This window comes from Methylophilus sp. Leaf414 (assembly GCF_001425425.1).
Lineage (GTDB): Bacteria > Pseudomonadota > Gammaproteobacteria > Burkholderiales > Methylophilaceae > Methylophilus.
Map to the genome: position 1 here is coordinate 90368 of NZ_LMQQ01000001.1, position 19826 is coordinate 110193.

At 48.1% G+C, this 19826-nt stretch carries 12 protein-coding genes; 2 read left to right on the forward strand and 10 right to left on the reverse strand.

Annotated elements, in window-relative coordinates:
• The 3 genes from ASG24_RS00420 to typA all read right to left on the reverse strand — a co-directional run bounded on the left by ASG24_RS00420 (position 1) and on the right by typA (position 4215).
• Entirely contained in the window at positions 1–1302 is a 1302-nt protein-coding gene (locus tag ASG24_RS00420) for an ATP-binding protein (RefSeq protein ID WP_055825136.1), read from the reverse strand.
• Positions 1303–1416: 114 nt separating this feature from the next.
• Positions 1417–2229 (reverse strand): polyphosphate kinase 2 family protein, encoded by an 813-nt coding sequence (locus ASG24_RS00425; RefSeq protein ID WP_055866578.1) that lies wholly within the window; start codon positions 2227–2229, stop codon positions 1417–1419.
• Between the two features lie 180 nt (positions 2230–2409).
• Complete coding sequence (gene typA, locus ASG24_RS00430) at positions 2410–4215, reverse strand: translational GTPase TypA (RefSeq protein WP_055825142.1); 1806 nt, start codon at positions 4213–4215, stop codon at positions 2410–2412.
• A 400-nt stretch (positions 4216–4615) separates the two neighbouring features.
• On the opposite strand from typA, the gene ASG24_RS00435 reads away from it, so the two are divergent.
• Complete coding sequence (locus ASG24_RS00435) at positions 4616–6259, forward strand: DEAD/DEAH box helicase (RefSeq protein WP_055866580.1); 1644 nt, start codon at positions 4616–4618, stop codon at positions 6257–6259.
• A gap of 8 nt (positions 6260–6267) precedes the next feature.
• The gene (locus tag ASG24_RS00440; protein ID WP_055866583.1) at positions 6268–7809 is read left to right on the forward strand and encodes a DEAD/DEAH box helicase; all 1542 of its coding nucleotides are present in this window, start codon (positions 6268–6270) and stop codon (positions 7807–7809) included.
• 53 nt (positions 7810–7862) lie between these two features.
• Here ASG24_RS00440 and ASG24_RS00445 read toward each other — a convergent pair whose 3' ends face one another.
• The 7 genes from ASG24_RS00445 to dnaE all read right to left on the reverse strand — a co-directional run bounded on the left by ASG24_RS00445 (position 7863) and on the right by dnaE (position 19773).
• Positions 7863–8291, reverse strand: a complete 429-nt coding sequence (locus ASG24_RS00445) for a group II truncated hemoglobin (protein WP_055866586.1) — start codon at positions 8289–8291, stop codon at positions 7863–7865.
• A gap of 5 nt (positions 8292–8296) precedes the next feature.
• A complete protein-coding gene (gene purT / locus ASG24_RS00450; RefSeq protein WP_055866589.1) occupies positions 8297–9493 on the reverse strand; it encodes a formate-dependent phosphoribosylglycinamide formyltransferase in 1197 nt (398 codons plus the stop codon).
• A gap of 193 nt (positions 9494–9686) precedes the next feature.
• Positions 9687–11102 carry a sigma-54 dependent transcriptional regulator gene (locus tag ASG24_RS00455; protein ID WP_055825154.1) on the reverse strand — a complete coding sequence of 472 codons (1416 nt, stop codon included), beginning with the start codon at positions 11100–11102 and terminating at the stop codon, positions 9687–9689.
• 23 nt (positions 11103–11125) lie between these two features.
• Positions 11126–13600, reverse strand: coding sequence for a TonB-dependent receptor (locus ASG24_RS00460; protein WP_055866592.1), 2475 nt, complete (start codon positions 13598–13600; stop codon positions 11126–11128).
• A 205-nt stretch (positions 13601–13805) separates the two neighbouring features.
• Entirely contained in the window at positions 13806–15272 is a 1467-nt protein-coding gene (tilS, locus tag ASG24_RS00465) for a tRNA lysidine(34) synthetase TilS (RefSeq protein WP_055866596.1), read from the reverse strand.
• A 2-nt stretch (positions 15273–15274) separates the two neighbouring features.
• Positions 15275–16270 (reverse strand): acetyl-CoA carboxylase carboxyltransferase subunit alpha, encoded by a 996-nt coding sequence (locus tag ASG24_RS00470; RefSeq protein WP_055825162.1) that lies wholly within the window; start codon positions 16268–16270, stop codon positions 15275–15277.
• Between the two features lie 23 nt (positions 16271–16293).
• The gene (gene dnaE, locus ASG24_RS00475; protein WP_055866599.1) at positions 16294–19773 is read right to left on the reverse strand and encodes a DNA polymerase III subunit alpha; all 3480 of its coding nucleotides are present in this window, start codon (positions 19771–19773) and stop codon (positions 16294–16296) included.
• Between the last annotated feature and the right edge of the window lie 53 nt (positions 19774–19826).

A 19826-nucleotide genomic window follows, 5' to 3' on the forward strand; every position in this document is an offset into this window, starting at 1 on the left:
TTAGGCCGATTGTATAGGCAATCGGATTTCTAGTGCAGTTCCAGCACCGGCTTCTGTTTCGGAAACGATCTTAAACTGGCCATGCAAGGCTTGTACCCGCTCACGCATGCCTAGCAGGCCAAAATGGCGGGTTTGGTCGATGGCTTCTAGCGGCATACCGACGCCATCATCATTAATCGTCAGTAGCAGGTCATCTTCACTGGAAACGATGTGCACATTGATCGACTGGGCGTGCGCATGCTTAATTGCATTGTTAACGGCTTCTTGCACTATCCGGTAAATATTGATATTCACATTTTCGCCCATAGGCTGGAATCGACCAGAAACATGTAACTGGATATTCAACCCCGCATGTTGCGCCTGGTAGCCAGCCACCATATCGCGCAAAGTTTCTATCAGCCCCATGTTATCCATCGCCGCAGGGCGTAATTGGCGAATGATATTGTGCATGCCGTCGTAAATATGATTAGCAGCCGCCACAATGGTCTGTGCGCTTGCAGCGATATCCGGCGTTTTATCCTTTGTTTTGTTTACAATGGCCACCGCAAAGGTCTTAATTGCCGTTACGTACTGGCCCAATTCATCGTGTAGTTCACGGGCTAAACTGCGGCGCTCATCTTCAATATGCTGCTGAATCAGTTGTGTCAGTTGACGGTTCTGTTCCAATTGCCGCTCGGCATCCAGAGAAACCGCCATTTGATTCAGGCTGGCGCCTATACGATCAAACTCTGGCAGTGAAAAGCGTGGCAATCTGGTGGTCAAATCCCCCTGCTCTATCTGGTTGATGCCGCGCAATATATGATGCACAGGCCGCAAGGCATGACTTAACAAACCGTAAACCAGCAAATTTAGCAGCACAAAAAAACCGGTTCCCATGACAATCAGTTGCAGAAAACCTGACCAAGCTTCACGAATCGAACCTTCAGCACTTGAAGTGATGATCAGGATGCCATAGCGCACACGTCGCGTAACCGTTTCTACTTTGGGTGAAACCAGCTTCACAAACCATTGCGGCGGATCAATTTCGGTTTTAAAGGTGGAGTCAGGGGAAATATACAGCGGCGTATTTGAATAATCGTAAAGCTCGATCCGGCTGCTGCGCACATAGCCCAAAGACTTGAGAAAGTCCTGCAGCACATAATGGGTGGGACCCAGGCTGGGGTTCATGGCAGAGCTGACAATGACGGTATCCAGTAATTGCACTGTTACCCGCATGGCCGCTTCGACACGTTCGCGTATGCTGTCTCGCGTATCCCGCACCAATACTACACCGGCAGCCACCAAAAAGGCCAATGAGAGCATGGTTACCAGGAGATTTAATCGAAAACGTAAACTCATTTTTAAGCTAGCTAGTATTTGGCGCTATTTAACCGTGATTAGCTGATTTGGGACAGCGTAAAATCATTAAATCCGACCTCAGTCTTCAATCACTAACTTATTCCACTCCTTGGGTTTTTCAGGATACGCCAGGGGCAAATCTTCCAGCGCCTGCAACAAAATCCGCGATATCAACAAATTGCGGTTGGTTTTTGAATCTGCCGGAATGACATACCATGGTGCATGTTCGGTAGATGTTTCCTGCAGCGCCATCTCATAGGCTTTCATATATTTATCCCATAACGCCCGCTCATTAAGATCGTTGGGATTAAATTTCCAGCCTTTGGTCGGATCATCCAGCCGCTCCTGCAACCGCTCTTTTTGCTCTTCTTTGGAAATATGCAGGAAACACTTAATGATGGTTGTGCCTGTTTCGGTTAACATGCGCTCGAAATCATTGATCTGCTGATAGCGGCGTTTGGCTTCCGCGTCATTAATCCAGTCATGCACTTTGACGATCAACACATCTTCATAGTGACTACGGTTGAAAATCACCAACTCGCCTTTACGTGGCACTTGCGCATGCACACGCCACAAATAGTCATGCGCCAGCTCGTCCTCACTAGGCCCTTTGAAACTGGCCAGTCGTATGCCTAACGGGTCGCAGGCACTAAATACCTGCTTGACTGTGCCATCCTTGCCACTTGTGTCCATTCCTTGAAGAATGAGTAACACCTTATGCTCACCTTGCGCATGCAGAATATCCTGCCGCTCGTTAATGGCTTCGGTCAGCTGCATTAATATCGCTGCATCTTCGGCTTTGTCGCCTGACCTGGCGGATTTATCGTCCGCTTTAATCTGTTTAAGGGAGAATTTTTTAGGGTTAACGCGATAGCTGCTTAATTTATCCATGCAATATATACCAACTCATTATCAGAAAATATCAAAGAGTGTATCGCAGTTTATTCAGCCAGGCATGCCTTCAGGCAAAAGAACCTCTGTCTAGACAAAACTAAGGCTGACTATTAAATACTTCATCAGCTAGAACCAGCAATAAAAAAGCCGGCATAGCCGGCAATTTTATTTAAAGTATTACTTGGAAGACCGTTTACGCTCATGCTCAAGCAAGAAGCGCTTGCGCAGGCGAATGGTTTTAGGTGTGATTTCGACCAACTCGTCGTCATCAATAAATTCCACAGCACTTTCCAGGCTGATAGAGATAGGCGGCACCAAACGCACAGCTTCATCAGTACCGGATGCACGTACGTTGGTCAACTGCTTGCCTTTGATCGGGTTAACCACCAGGTCATTATCACGGCTATGTATACCGATAATCATGCCTTCGTATAATCTGTCGCCTGGGCTGGAGAACATTTTGCCGCGGTCTTGCAGTTTCCATAAAGCGTAAGCCACCGCTTCGCCTTGTTCAGCAGAGATCAGCACGCCATTACGGCGGCCTGGCATATCTGCTTTCAATGGCGCATATTCGTCAAAAATGTGTGCCATCAAACCGGTACCACGGGTCAGTGTTAAAAACTCACCCTGGAAGCCAATCAGGCCACGGGCTGGAATGCGGTATTCCAGGCGTGTACGGCCATTACCGTCAGACTCCATATTGCTCATTTCACCACGGCGACGACCCAATTCCTCCATCACAGCACCCTGGTGCTCGTCTTCCAGATCGACGGTCAGTATCTCGTATGGCTCACATTTTTCACCATTGATTTCCCGGAAAACTACGCGTGGTTTACCCACTGCAATTTCAAAACCTTCTCGGCGCATGTTTTCCAGCAAAATAGTCAGGTGCAACTCGCCACGACCAGATACGCGGAACACATCGGTATCTTCAGTATCTTCAACGCGCAAAGCCACGTTAACCAGCAACTCTTTGGTTAAACGGTCACGTATCTGGCGGGAAGTAATGAATTTACCTTCAGTACCTGCCAATGGTGAAGTATTCACCATAAAGTCCATGGTCAGTGTTGGTTCATCTACGCCAAGATGCGGTAAACCTACTGGCTTGTCACGGTCACAGATGGTGAAGCCGATACCGATTTCTTCGATACCTGAAATAATCACGATGTCCCCTGCCTCAGCTTCATCAACCGGTACGCGCTCGAGACCTTTAAAGCCGAGCACCTGGTTAATACGGCCTTGTGCTACTTGTTCATCTTCACGCATCACTGCTACAACCTGACCTGGTTTGATACGGCCATTAGTCACACGGCCAACGCCCAAGCGACCAGTATATGTAGAGTAATCCAATGCTGAAATCTGCAACTGCAATGGTGCATTGCTATCACCTTTAGGGGCTTCAACATGGCTTAAAATCGTTTCAAACAAGGCACGCATATTGTCTGAAGGTACCTTCATGTCAAGAGTTGCGAAGCCGTTTAAAGCAGAAGCGTAAACCACCGGGAAATCCAGTTGCTCATCGGTAGCACCCAGGTTTGCAAACAAATCAAACGTATGGTTGATCACCCAGTCAGGGCGCGCGCTTGGGCGGTCAACTTTGTTGATGACGACGATTGGCTTTAATCCCAGCGCCAATGCTTTTTTAGTTACGAAACGTGTTTGCGGCATTGGGCCATCAACGGCATCCACTAACAGTAAAACGCCATCCACCATACCCAATACACGCTCAACCTCCCCACCAAAGTCAGCATGGCCCGGTGTGTCGACGATATTAATATGTGTGCCTTCATAAGTTAAGGCTGTATTTTTTGCCAGAATAGTAATGCCACGTTCTTTTTCCAGATCGTTACTATCCATCACACGTTCAGTCACTGCCTGGTGTGAGGCAAAAGTACCTGACTGTTGAAGTAACTTATCAACCATGGTGGTTTTACCGTGGTCAACGTGGGCGATAATTGCGATATTTCTAAGGTTGCGTGCCATGTGAACTGCCATCTGTTTTGGAAAGGGCGCGATTTTAGCATAAATCACGTTAAATATTTGACTTTTAAAATAAAATGGCTATACTGCGCTCAACTTAAAACGCACTGGGTTGAAATTAATGCCCGACTGTTTTAAATTCATCGCCCTGACCCATCGATAACTCGTGAAATTTTGAGGCTATCATCTTTAGAAGTTGTTTTCATGACAACCTCTTCTTTTATCGGTTAGTGGCTATGCCTAGCGCCGGTAAAAGCGATTCATCTCCATATTTGCTTTGGCTTACTTTAATGATTTAGCACACGACTTTTCTTTGTGCTGACATTGGTTAGCTTTGCTTTTTTGCTTTGCTTTAATTTGCTTTACTTGCGCCCTTTTTAATTGTTTATGAAAGGGACATTCCTTGTCTTTTGCAGATTTAAATCTAGACCCATCCATTTTGCGTGCATTGACCGATGCAGGCTATGAGAATCCAACACCTATCCAGGCTCAATCTATTCCTGAAGCCTTGCAAGGCCGTGACATTATGGCCTCTGCCCAAACCGGTACCGGTAAAACAGCAGCTTTTACATTGCCAGCATTAAATTTATTAGCTACCCAGCACCCGGTTCGCAGCCGTGGCCCACGCATTCTGGTCTTAACTCCTACCCGCGAATTAGCTGCGCAAGTAAACGAAGCAGCCCGTAAATACGGTAAATTCCTGCGCGCACGTTGCGTCAGTATCGTCGGTGGCATGCCTTACCCATTGCAAAACAAATTGCTGTCACAACCATTAGATATTCTTGTGGCAACGCCTGGCCGTTTTATTGATCACCTTGAGCGTGGCCGTATTGACTTGAGCCGTTTGCAAATGCTGGTACTGGACGAAGCAGACCGTATGCTGGACATGGGTTTTATGCCTGATGTTGAGAAAATTTGTGCCGCTTTGCCTGCTGAGCGTCAAACTTTGCTGTTCTCTGCCACCTTAGATGGTATTAAGGATATCGGCAAACGCTTCCTGAACAATCCACTGACGATTCAAGTGGCTGGTCAAAGAGAACAACATGCCAATATCGAACAGCGTCTGCATTTTGTAGATGACATGAACCACAAAAACAAACTGCTGGAGCATTTGCTGATTGCTCCAGATGTCAACCAGGCGATTATTTTCACCAGCACCAAACGTCATGCTGATTTGCTGGCGGAAGACTTGTATGCAGCTGGTCACAGCACAGCGGCATTGCATGGTGATATGACCCAAGGTGCACGTAACCGTACCCTCACTAAACTGCGTCATGGCGATGTCAAAGTACTGGTCGCCACCGACGTAGCAGCGCGTGGTATTGATGTGCATGGCATTACACACGTCATTAACTATGACCTGCCAAAATTCGCTGAAGATTACGTACACCGCATTGGTCGTACCGGCCGTGCCAACAACTCCGGCATTGCGATTTCTTTTGCTTCTAACACTGATCGTCACCTGTTGCGTAAAATTGAGCAATACACCGGTCATAAATTCCAGCCAGCAGTCATTGCCGGTTTCGAGCCTAAACGCGCTATCCGCATGGATGATGGTGGTGGTGAAAAACGCGGTAATGGTGGTAAACGTCCTGGTAGCAGCAATGGTCGCCCGCAAAACAAAGGTGGCTTTCGTGGTAACAGCCGTGATGGCGGTGGACGCGAAAACCGCGAATTCCGTGGCAACCGTGAAAACAGCTCTTTTGGTGACCGTGTGATGCGTGATGGCCAGCCTAGCAAACCACGTGAGCCACGTGCAACTACCGGCGTAAGCGAACCACGTCATGCTGAACAAAGAACAGACCGCGAAGTAAATGGCAACAGCAAAAGCTACACTAAAGACACTGACTTTCAGTTCGCCCGTGCATTGACCGAAGAGTTTGGTCAACGCCGCCCACGTTCTACTTCGGGCAGCCCATCAGCAAAGCCGCAAGAGCGCTTCGGCAATCCTAACGGTGGCAATCGTGGTGCAAACAAACCACGCACTGGTGGTAGCAAGCCATTTGGTGAAGCTGGTGGTATCAAACGTCCTCGTTCATTTGCATAAGCAGACATATGTCAGAGCAAAATACTGTAGATTTGAGTGCACCTTCAGATGCTCCGCCACCCTTAGATTTTAGGTCTTTGGGCTTGGCTGAGCCGTTGTTAAAAGCCATTGAAGAATCAGGCTACACAACGCCAACGCCAATCCAGGCCCAGGCTATTCCTTTAGCGCTTGAGCGCAAAGACTTGATGGCAGGTGCACAAACTGGCACAGGGAAAACGGCAGCATTTTCGTTACCGATTTTGCATACATTGCTTCCTCATGCGAGTACCAGCACCTCCCCGGCAAAACATCCGATCCGGGCACTGGTGCTGGCGCCTACACGTGAGCTGGCAATCCAGGTGTATGACAACATTAAAACTTACGCCAAACATACCTCCTTGCGTAGCCTGGTGGTATACGGCGGTGTAGATATCAAGACACAGACACCGATACTCAAAACCGGTGTCGAAATTCTGGTCGCTACGCCTGGTCGCCTGTTGGACCACGTTGAGCAAAAAACACTGTCTTTAAGCCAGGTGCAATTTCTGGTGCTGGATGAAGCCGACCGTATGCTGGATATGGGCTTTATGCCTGACCTCAAGCGTATATTGGCGTTACTCCCAAAACAGCGCCAGAACCTGATGTTCTCAGCCACGTTTTCGGATGAGATTAAAAGATTAGCCGATGCCTTCTTGAACCAGCCAACATTGATCGAAGTGGCACGCAGCAATGCCACCAATGACAATGTGGAGCAAAAAGCCTTTCTGGTGAACACAGATAAAAAAGAACGTTTCCTGGTGCAGCTACTGAAACAATATGCCAGCCAGCAAGTGATTATTTTTACCAAAACCAAATTGTCTGCCAGCAAACTGGCACGTGCTTTGGAACGCGCTGAAGTTCCTTGTAGCGCGATTCACGGTGATAAGTCGCAGAAAGAACGTATTGAAGCACTGGATGCATTCAAGGCAGGTAGTATTCATGCCCTGGTAGCCACCGATGTAGCTGCGCGTGGCCTGGACATCAGTGACTTACCATTGGTAATCAATTACGAAATTTCTACTTCACCTGAAGACTATGTGCACAGGATTGGCCGTACAGGCCGCGCTGGAGCCAAAGGTATCGCTATCTCGTTGATAGATGAGGAAGAAACCAAGTACTTTGATGACATTGAAAAGCTGATTAAAAAACAGATTCCGAAAGAGAAAGCGGTAACCAGCACGCCTGATTACAAGTCTAGTCAATCATCGAGTCCACGTACACCTGGTTCACGCGCAACTGGCCAACGATCATCTAAAGCCAAAACAGCTGATGACGCCTGGTTTTACCAGCCTTATGAATCGACTGGTTTTGTTGAATCTACCAAACCAACGGTGGCGCCAACCACCAAACCATCATCAGCCAAACGTAAAGTGGTTGCTGCGCTTTTAGGTGGCTTTGGTTTCAAGGCAACGCCAAAAGCTAAAGCACGCCCTGCCGAAAATAAACGGCAGAATACAAGCAAAGCCCGCCAGAAAGAGGGCTTAGAGCAACCGGCATCCCCAGAAGTAGAAGTCGAAAGCTCGCAATCATAATAAAAAGCCCCGTTTCAACGGGGCTTTTTATGTATTTTTAAATCAGTTGGACTTTAACCTTCGCGATTCCGCATAAAGTCAGCCACTCCATATAACTGATTAGCCATATGCCGGATAAGGCTCTCCTCAAACTGGCATTGGTGCATGGCCTTTATCATGCAATACATCCATTGGTCACGTTCGGATTCACCAATCGTGAACGGCATATGACGGGCGCGCAAGCGCGGATGACCATATCGCTCAATATAAAGCTGGGGTCCCCCGGTCCAGCCCATAAAAAACATGAATAACTTTTCACGGGTTTCGGTCAGATCCTGCGGATGTAGGGCAAGTAAACCTGATGCTTTGGGATCGGCTTCCATGATGTCATAGAAAGTCTCGACCAGCAGTCGAATATTCTCTGTGCCCTTCTCCGCACCGCCCAGCCACTCATACAAAGATTGCTTTGCTGAATTTGACTCTTGAATATCAGTGAATGCCATGTTTATTAGCCAGCTACTTTTGGTGTTACTAGAGCTGCTGCCTGTTTGGCATGTTCACGCGCTAATTCAGTATTCTCTGCGGTAGCCAATGCCACGCCCATGCGACGTCGGATAAAAGATTCTGGCTTGCCAAATAAACGAATTTCGCTGTTAGCCACTGACATTGCTGCTTCCAGCCCATGAAACTCAAGAATACTAGCATCTGCGCCACCATAAATCACGGCACTGGCGCCAGCTTCCCGTTGTGCGACATCGACCGGCAGGCCTAGGATTGCTCTTGCATGCAGCTCAAACTCATTCAAACGCTGGGTGCACATGGTAACCATGCCGGTATCATGCGGGCGCGGGCTAACTTCAGAAAACCATACCTGCTCGCCTTTGACAAATAGCTCAACCCCAAACAAACCCTGGCCACCCAAAGCATCGGTGACTTTCCTCGCAACTTCCTGCGCGTTTTCCAGCGCTTTAGGATGCATGGCTTGAGGTTGCCAGCTTTCCACATAATCACCCTGCTTCTGCACATGCCCGATTGGGGCACAGAAATAGGTTTTAACCTGCCCTGCTACATCTTTTGCACGCACGGTAAGCAAGGTAATTTCATAATCAAAATCAATCTGGCCTTCTACAATCACCACCCCTTGGTTGACACGCCCGCCGCTGGCAGCATATTCCCAAGCAGTTTTGACTTCACTGGCCTGGGTAATGCGTGATTGACCCTTCCCAGAAGAAGACATGGTAGGTTTGATAAAACAAGGATAACCAATACCTGCATCAATAGCCGCCTGCAACTCTGCCTCGGAACGCGCGAACGCATACGGAGAAGTTGGCAATCCTAATTCTTCAGCGGCCAGGCGACGGATGCCTTCGCGGTTCATGGTCAGTTGTACTGCGCGTACTGTTGGTACGACGGTCACACCAGAAGCTTCAATTTCTGCCAGCGCATCTGTATTCAATGCTTCAATCTCGGGCACGATAAAATGTGGTTTTACTTTATTGACAAGCGCTTTTAACGCGTCTGCATCTGTCATATCAATCGTATAAGCATGATGCGCCACCTGATGACCAGGCGCATGCTCATAACGATCTACAGCGATCACTTCTACCCCTAAACGCTGCAAGGCAATCACGACCTCTTTACCCAGCTCACCGCTGCCTAACAGCATGACTTTGGTCGCGTTTGCGCTTAATGGGGTCCCGATCATTGTTGCACTCCGATATAAAAGTGCAATTCTACCATGTGGGATTTATATGAAAGCTTATCGGCATTGATTTAGCGCAAAAGCCACGTGGTATTTTATAAAGATGTTAAATAAAAAAAGACCTCGCTTTCGCAAGGTCTTAAAACTGTAGTGACTTTTGATAAAGTCTTAAAATTTAAGAAGGTCTAGCAATGCATCAAACAGAAATCCCGTGCTTATCCATACGGTAACGCATAGTCATACGGGTGATGCCCAATATACGGGCAGCTTTGGAGACATTATTGCGCGCTTGCTCCAGTGCATTTAACAACATGGCTTTTTCAGCATCGTCCAGCGTTAACTGCGCTTCATTGCTAGCTGATGGGCTCACTGATTGATGACCGATCTGGGGTAGTCCCAAATCATGCTCCGAAATTACCGGTTGCGTGCACATCAGAACTGCACGGCTGATCTGGTGGCGCATTTCACGTACATTTCCTGGCCAGCGGTATTGCTGAATGGCAATTAATGCGGTAGAACTAAACTCATGGTAAGGCAATGCATAGCGCTTTTCGGTCATTTGTCTGAAATAGTTGGCTAGCAGCATCACGTCCTGGCCCCGGTCTCGTAACGGCGGCATCTGCATGGTGATCACATTCAGCCGGTAGTAAAGGTCTGAACGGAAACGGCCTTCGTTAGACATCTGGTATAAATCGCGATTGGTCGCTGCGATAATACGTGCATGTACCGGCCGTTCTTTGTTTGAACCAAGACGGCGGACCATGCGCCTTTCAAGTACATTAAGCAGCTTGGCCTGTAAGCCTAGTGGCAACTCACCGATTTCATCCAGAAACAAGGTGCCATCTTCGGCAGATTCAATCAGGCCCGGGCGGGAAGTCACCGCATTGGTAAATGCGCCCTTTTCATTACCGAACAACTCGCTTTCAATCAGCTCTGCCGGTAACGAAGCGCAATCCACATGCACGAAAGGTTTGTCATGGTTCACGCAACTCGCATGCAGATAACGCGCCACCACATCTTTACCAGTGCCGGTTTCACCAGTGATTAACACGGTCGGTTGCACGGCATCGCTTAGCGAGCTCAGTTGGGCAATGCGTGTGATTTGCTGGCGCACGCTTTGCATAGCAGCACTCTCGCCAATCAGCTGCACTGATTCATTGGCAATCGTGTCACGTTGACGTGAATAATCAAGGCTGGTCTGCAAGTCAGTTGTTTTCTCATTCTTTTGAATGATTAACAGCAACTCTTCAAGATCAATTGGTTTTTTCAGGTAATCAATCGCGCCTAATTTAATGGCATTCACTGCATCCGTCACATCACCGAACGCAGTCATCACGATGGTATTGATATTTTTTGCTACGAAGTCAGACAATAAATCCAGGCCATTGCCATCTGGCAATCGCATATCAAGCAATACGATATCCGGCTCAAACTGCTTAACAAGCAACCTGGCATCATGCAGGGATTCTGCATGCTCACACTCAAACCCGGCTTTTTGCAAACGCTTGACTACCGCGCGTGCAAAAAGCACTTCATCTTCCACCAACAAAATTTTCTTTTTGAAAGGTAAAAGTATCGATTTATCCGTAGATGATGAAATTTGTGAAAGCACGCATCCTCCTTTTTATTTTATTTTTAGTCTTTATCGTAACTTGCCAAAGATTGCTTAGGTTTGAACTCATAGCGCAAACCAATCCAGCCAGCACGTGGTGCACCTGGTAACAAACTCAACGTTTTGCTTTCAGCCCCAAAAGTACCACTAGCGTCAAACAAGCTTTCAGCTAAGCGGCCGGCAAGGTTATATTCCTTGTCAAAAATATTGGTAGCTTTAGCGAATAATTTCCAGCCATTGCCAAAGTTATACTGGCTATCCAGATTTACAATAAAGTAACCGCCAATTTTGCCACGGCCTGTGGCGCAGTCATCGCCATTACTACAAATCGCGGCATTTGATTGATGGCTATTATTCTCGTTACCATAAACATACTGGTTAGAGTATCCAATTACGTTGGTACCCACATTCCAGCTAGGTGTGACTGAGTATTGCCCACGTAACTTCAACTGATGCTGTGGAATGGCTGGAATTCTGTCGCCAGACCGCGCCGTGTAAATTCCGTCATTGGTTTCACCTGAAGAGTTAGACCCGTTCACAAATTCAACATCAGTATCGTAGGTTGCATGAACGAAGCTGTAAGACGCGCTCCATTTAAACTTCTCAATAAAACCGTTAACACCCATATCGATACCCTGGCGTTTTGTTCTGCCGATGTTTTTGAAGTAACCGGCACCTGTTTGAGTGTTTGCAGCGGTAAACTGAATGTCATCATGGTTGATGGCATGATAAATGCCGGCGTTCCAGAACATATTGTCTGTCAGTTGACCACGGCCACCAAATTCATAAGTCTTGGCAACTACCTGATTTAAAGGTGGGTCATCCGCCAATGCCGCAGGCAGTAAGCAAGGTGCAGCTGGGTTAGAACAACCCAGTTCAATCGCTGTCGGTGCACGGCTGGACTCGCTGTAAGACGTATAAACGGTCAGCGCTTTAGTAGGTGTGTAAGTTAAACCTACAGTTGGATTCAAACGTGTGTAGCTGTCTTTTGCCGTTAAGCTATTGAAGTTATTGGCAGCTGAAGCCGGGCCACGCAATGTGTCAGTGTTATCTACACGCGTGAAATTCCAGCTGGCACCTGCATTCAAATGCCAAAACTCGTTGAGTGACAAAGTATCAGTGGCGAATAAACGGGCTGTGTATTGCTTGCCTGTTAGGCCTACAGTCTGGCGCTGACCCAATGCACCGTCGCCGGAGGTCACAGGTGCCCTGCTTGGATCAAATACTGTACCGCTACCTGGGGTACCAGTAATGTCACCATCATCTATCGACTCACTCAAAGAAGACAAATTTATTTCTTCGTTTTGTTTAAAACGAATCAAGCTGTAGTCATATCCTGCACCCACTACAAACTGATTTTCCTTACCCATGAAATCTTGATTGAAAGTAGCCTGTCCTGTTGCACCATAAGTATTTTGGCTGGTATGCGTTCTATTAAACACAGAACCAATCACTTCGCAGTCATCCGCAGGATTTGCGCATGTAATTCCTGGATAGCCAGTAAGGAAACTGCCGCCCAAACCATCATCAGTAAATGAACCTTCGTAGCCGTCGCCATTTAAGGTGCTACGGTTGGATTTTTTGTAATAAACGTTTCCTGACAGCAGAGTGTCATTACTTAACCAATGGCTACCATTCAGGGCCAAGAAGTGTGAGTAATTATTCGTCGCGTCAGGACGCGTATGGATCTGGTCGCGATCTCCGCTCAAAAGAAATTCTGGCGTTAAACCATTACCAATTAATTTGTTATCTGCACCGATGTAAGTCAACTCAAGCTTGCTAGTTTCGCTTTGCCAACCTGTTTTAGCAAATAGCTGGTTTACGTGTGACGGCGAGTATTTTCTCCAGCCATCTTCAGTAGTGTGCTGAAACCCTATCAAGAAATCGACTGAGCCATCTTTAGAAACGCCACCATATTCAGCTAATGCGCGTTGACGTCCCCATGAGCCCGCTTCGTACTCAATAGCAGCGCCTTGGTTATCGCGTCCGTTTTTAGTTTGCACCGCAATCGCACCGCCTAATGTGTTCAAGCCATACAAAGGATTTGAACCCGGGACGAGTTGCATATCACCGATAGCGAAATTTGGAATCTTGTCCCATGAAGTCACATCACCAAACGGTTCATTGACGCGCACGCCATCGACATAAGTGGATAAGCCTTGTGGGTTGCCTAGCAATGAAGAAGCAGAATAACCCCTGAAATTAATTTCCGGCTGCCATGGGTTACCACCCAGCTCTGTCACCGTCACGCCTTGCATATTACTGTTCATGTAATCAGCAATCGAGACACCTGTCTGGTTGTTGATAGCAGCAGGATTCGCCATCTGGATATTGGCTGGCACTTTGTGCAGAGGCAAACCAATGCCTTTCAGCGGTGTTGTACTGAACACTTCAACTTTTTGAAGATTCAATGATTCATCCGCTTTCACGATGGCGGTTTGTGCTGCATATGCAGACACTATGGCAAGCAATAGCGGCTTGACAGTAGTTTTATTCATAAAGGTATCCTTTTCCCGAGAATATTAATTTTTAACTTTTATAAAAAAGCATATTCCCAAATGCAATTACTGTTCCGCAATTGCAGTAAAGAAAAAGACGTTTAAAATCAATAGAGTTAAAATCAGATGGTGTATAACAACCATTAAATTGGCTGTAGATAACCAATTTTATGGTTGTTATTGGTTGCAAGCAACCATTTTTTTATCAAGCAGGTAGTGGTTGCAGTGTGATTTCCAGGCCATAAGCATTACGGCCAGGTTGCCAGGCGGCATCTACTGCAAGCGAGGTTAGCGATACAAGGTTTGGGGTATCTGATTCTGACGAACTGACATGAACGACTGGATAAAACGCACGTTGCCATGGCGGAATTGCCAGCATTTGGAAAATAACTTTTAATTCCCTGCGTGGTCGTTTGGCGTCCGGCTGTAAAGCCTCACCACCAGATCTGGGCAGCAACATTAATTCAAGGTTTTCAAACTTAGGTAACACTTGCCCATAGCGCCTGTGCAACGTGATAGCTGCAGGATTTACGCCCAAACGTGCAAGTGCAATTCCCCGCCCTTTACTGACTTTGAAGTGCACTTGCCAGTCACCCCAAATTTGACTTTTGCCGCCCTGCCACACCAATGGCGTTTTAGGTAATGCGCTAGGCTTGCCAACACAATAAAGGCGCTGCTGATAATTATGCAAATAGGCCAGGCGTCTGCCGGCTTGCCCGTGTAATGGCAGATGCAGATAGCGATGCGGTTTTACCGTAGATAGTTGTTGCCAGTAATCCTGCAATTGTTCGGTATTAGGCATGCGCAAATCAAACTGCTGAAACCAGTACCGCAACATGTTTTTTGCACGTACATCGCCCAACAACCGCAGGCGCTGGATATCTACAGACTGACCTAACCACTCCTCCCGCACATCGCATGCAGAAATATCCTGACTGGCTAACGAATCGAGCAAGATTTGCGCTTCAGCCATATGATGAGCACTTCGTGACAAAGCGCTATCTAACTGCGGATAACGTTCGCGCAGAACAGGCATTGCCGTTTGACGCATAAAATTACGGTCATAACTGGTGTCTGTGTTACTTTCGTCCTCTACCCACTGGCACTGTAACTCATGCGCGAGCTCTAAGATATCTGCCTTTTTAACTTGTAATAATGGTCTTAACAGGTGGCGATCCGCATCCCACTCACTCATGGCTGAAAGCCCCTTGACGCCGGCGCCACGCACAAGTTGTAAAAGCAAGGTTTCGCTTTGATCCTGCAAATGATGCGCAGTGACTATGGCATGCGCAGCAAGCTTTTGCCGCTGCTGCTCAAGCGCCTCATAACGCGCCTCGCGTGCGGTAGCTTCGACGCCTAGCCCGCTGCGAGAATCGACATGTACTTTCTCAGCATAAAACGCTACACCTATTTCTCTACTCACGCGTTCACACAAGCTTAGCCAATCATCTGCATGTGGGCTCAACCCGTGATGAATATGCATGGCGGAAAGGGTAAATGGCAACTCCGCAGAAAGCTTTACCAGCCTATGCAGTAAAACAATAGAGTCGACACCGCCACTTAGCGCAAGCAGGAGGTGCGAAGGTGATGTGAGGTTTTTTTGTGCAGCCAGAAAAGAGGCAATGCTCTTTTCCAGCTTTGCAGATACAGCGGTTGCAGCGTTATTTGTCACTGTTATTTGTCAGTGGCAGCTTTAAACTTACCGTAGCTCATCAAACGCTGGTAACGAGTTTCCAGCAGCTGCGGTATTTTTTTGGATTGCAAGGTTTTAAGTTGCTGAGCGATAGTCTGGCCAATACGCTCCATCACCTCTTCATAGTTGCGATGCGCGCCGCCTAATGGTTCACTCACTATGGTATCAATCAGGCCCAGCGATTTCAGGCGATCAGCGGTAATACCTAATGTTTCGGCTGCGTCTGAAGCTTTGCTGGCACTTTTCCAAAGAATAGAAGCACAACCTTCCGGTGAAATGACAGAGTAAGTTGAATACTGCAACATATTTAAGTGATCGACTACACCTAAGGCTAGCGCACCACCAGAACCACCCTCGCCGATCACAATGCCGATAATTGGGGTTTTGAGTTCTGCCATCACATACAGGTTACGCGCAATCGCTTCGGATTGACCACGCTCTTCTGCGCCAATACCCGGGTAAGCCCCTGGAGTATCTATTAGCGTGATGATAGGCATATGAAATTTTTCGGCTAACCGGAACAAGCGCAAGGCCTTACGGTAGCCTTCTGGACGCGGCATACCAAAATTACGGTATTGACGCTCTTTAATATCGCGGCCTTTTTGATGACCGATCACCATCACCGGGATACCTTTAAAGCGGGCGATGCCACCGACGATTGCCGGGTCATCGGCAAAGGCGCGATCGCCATGTAACTCCTGGAAATCGGTGAACAGAGCGTTGATATAATCCATGGTATAAGGCCGCTGGGGATGGCGGGCGACCTGTGAAATTTGCCATGCAGTTAAATTTTGGTAGGTGTCTTGCAGCAGCTTGTTATTCTTCTTTTGCAACAGATCCAGCTCTTTGGAAATATCCAGCGAATCATGCTCGTCATGAGATGACTGCAGCGCTTCAATGCGCTTTTCAAGTCCGGCAATGGGTTGCTCGAAATCAAGATAAGTCAGTTTACTAGGCGTCAAACGTTTGGCACTCATTATGAATTCTTTAGTTAAAAAGTTCAGGCATTATAAAGGATTTTGACATTTTCTTTTGACAACCAGCCCTGTAAATTCAGTAGCAGGTCATCGTGTAACACCACTTGCCAGTCATCGCCCAGCATCAGGCTAACCTGGGCTGACTGGTTATGGTAATCCACTTTGATCGGACAGCGCTTTTGCTCCTCATTGGCGTAGCGATAAGGTGTCAGCACTGTCATCAACCGTTGCAGGTCGGATTGGCCGTTGCAACTCAGGGTTAACATCTGCGCAAACCGGTTGCGCACGGCAGCAAGATCATATAATTTTCTGGCACTGACGCGAATACCGCCGGAAAACTCGTCATTGGAAATACGCCCCTCGACAATCAATAACTGGTCTTCCTTGATCCACTGTGCGTGTTGCATCAGCAATTCAGAGCCCACAACCACATCTGCTCTACCGACCGCATCATCCAGGGTGACGATGGCCATTTTGCCACGCTGGGTCATGCGTACCCGCACGCCCATCACCACACCCGCGAGCAGCTTAGGCTCATTTTGCGGTGCGAGCTCTCCCAGGTTGCCTTTGATAAACGGCCCCAACTGTGATTTATAGCTCAGGTAAGGATGCCCGCTGAGGTAGAAACCCAGCGCTGCCTTTTCTTCCTGTAACGCCTGCTCAGGGCTCCAGGGCGTGACTTCAGGCAGTTGATGCTGTGTCTCGACCACACCGCCAAACAGGCAATCTTGCCCGGCATGCGCGGCTCTTTGCTCAGCCGCACTGATAGCCCCATCCAAACCTGCCAGCAACGCAGCACGATTTGGCTCAAGCTTATCAAAAGCACCCGCCCTAATCAGTGATTCCATCACTCGCCGGTTCACTTTGCGCAAATCCAGGCGCTGGCAAAAATCAAAGATATCCTTGAATGGTCCGTCGGCTTCGCGCGCAGCGACGATCAAATCAATCGCCGCACCGCCTGTACCCTTGATTGCACCCAAGCCATATAAAATCTGCTGGGCACTCATAGGCTTGAATTGATAAATGCTGGCGTTTACATCCGGTGGCAATACTTCCACATGGTTGCCGGCACAATCATCAAAAAACGTATGCACGTTATCGGTGTTGTTCATGTCGGCAGACATGGTCGCGGCCAGAAATGCGGCCGGATAATGTGCTTTCAGGTAAGCGGTATGGTAAGCCACCAATGCGTAAGCAGCGGCGTGCGACTTGTTAAAGCCGTAACCGGCAAATTTTTCCAGCAAGTCAAACAGGTCGTTTGATTGCTGCAAGGTCAATCCATTTTTAAGCGCGCCTTCATTGAAAATTTCACGCTGTATAACCATTTCTTCCGGTTTTTTCTTACCCATGGCGCGCCGCAGCAAGTCTGCACCACCGAGACTAAACCCGGCCACTACCTGCGCAATCTGCATCACCTGCTCCTGATACACGGCAATGCCATAGGTCTCTTTAAGGATAGACTCAGTGGATGCATGCGGATACTCAACTCGCTGGGTACCGTGTTTACGACGGCAGAAGTCTGGAATGAGGTCCATAGGGCCTGGTCGATACAGCGCTACCAGCGCGATAATATCTTCAAACAGGTCAGGCTTGGCTTGTTTGAGCATATCCTTCATGCCGCGCGATTCCAGCTGGAATACTGCAGTGGTATTCGCTGTTTTCAGCAGATGGTAACTACGCTTGTCGTCCAGCGGAATGGTTTCAAAGCTTAACGGTGGTAACTGCTCTTGCGCGCGCTGCGCATTGGCATTTTCTAACGCCATATTAAGGATCGTCAGTGTACGCAAGCCTAAAAAGTCGAATTTGACCAGACCGACTGCTTCGACGTCATCTTTATCGTACTGGCTAACCAGGCTGTCGCCATTGGGCTGGCAATAAACGGGGGAGAAGTCTGAAATCTTGCCTGGCGCAATTAGCACACCACCGGCATGCATACCGATATTTCTTACCAAACCTTCCAACCGCAAAGCCAAAGAAAGTAATTCTGCGACCTCTTCTTCTTTTTCGCGGCGTTCCTGAAGTTGCGGCTCTTTCTCAAGCGCGGATTCAAGAGTAATGCCCAGCTCAAGCGGAATCAGTTTGGCAATGCCGTCTACAAAATTAAATGGCAGGTCCAGTACGCGGCCAACGTCGCGGATCACCGCCTTGGCGGCCATGGTACCGAAGGTGGCGATTTGGGATACCGATGCCAGGCCATATTTGTTTTTGACGTAATCGATGACGCGATCACGCCCTTCCTGGCAAAAGTCAATGTCGAAGTCGGGCATCGAAACCCGCTCTGGATTGAGGAAACGCTCAAACAGCAGGTTATATTTCAGAGGATCAAGGTCAGTAATACCAAGGCTGTAGGCGACTAACGAGCCTGCACCAGAACCCCGGCCAGGCCCCACCGGCACACCATTATTTTTAGACCAATTGATAAAATCGGCCACGATAAGGAAGTAGCCAGGGAAACCCATCTGGATAATAATGCCGCACTCAAACTGCAGGCGCTCTTCATATTCAGTGCGCTTCTGCTCGCGTTTTTCCTCATCGGGGTACAGGTACAGTAGCCTCTTTTCCAATCCTTGTTTTGACTGGTCAATCAAGAAAGCTTCCAGACTTTCACCGTTCGGTGTAGGGAAGTCAGGCAAATAACTCTTGCCCAAAGTCAGTGCCAAATTGCAGCGTTTGGCAATTTCCACTGCGTTTTGCAGAACAATCGGCATGTCTGTAAACAAGGCCTGCATCTCTGCCTGGGTTTTGACATATTGGGATGCGACGAAGCGCTTAGGCCTGCGCTTGTCTGCCAGCACATACCCTTCAGCTATACAGGTACGCGCTTCGTGCGCCATAAAATCATCAGGTGTTTGAAACTGGATCGGATGTGTCGCCACCAAAGGTAAATCGAGTTGCTGGGCTATGAAGGCTGTTTGCTGTATTAATTGCTCCTGGGCACGCGACTCGGGGCTCCCGGCATCGTGCACACGTTGCACTTCCAGATAATACCGCCCCTGAAACACTTCTGCCCAATGCTGCGCGGATTGCAATGCCAGTGCCTGGTTACCAGCTTGCAAAAGCTGGCCGATATCCCCTGCATTAAAGCCTGACAACATTAACAGGCCGGCATTTTTCTCTTCCAGCCACTCTGGTTTTAATTCTGCCCGTTCACGGTATTGGTTTTCAAGATAAGCGCGGCTCAACAGCTCACATAAATTGCGATAACCCTGCTGGTTTTGCACGAGCAATAACATGCGGTGTGGCTGGTCGCGCTGTATGGTGTTTTCTACCCAAACATCGCAACCCAATATTGGTTTCAAGCCTTTGCCACGCGCAGAATTATAGAATTTGACTGCGCCAAACAGGTTGGCAAGATCGGTCAAAGCAAGCGCCGGCATGCCATCCTGCTTGGCAGCTTTGACGTAATCGCCAATGCGTACGGTGCCATCCACAATGGAATATTCACTGTGACAACGCAGGTGAATAAATGCGGGTGATGACGGTGGAGTTTGTGGCGATTCCATAGGGTTATTTTACCCGCCATCGACTTTTTTGTACCCATCCGAAATATAAATAA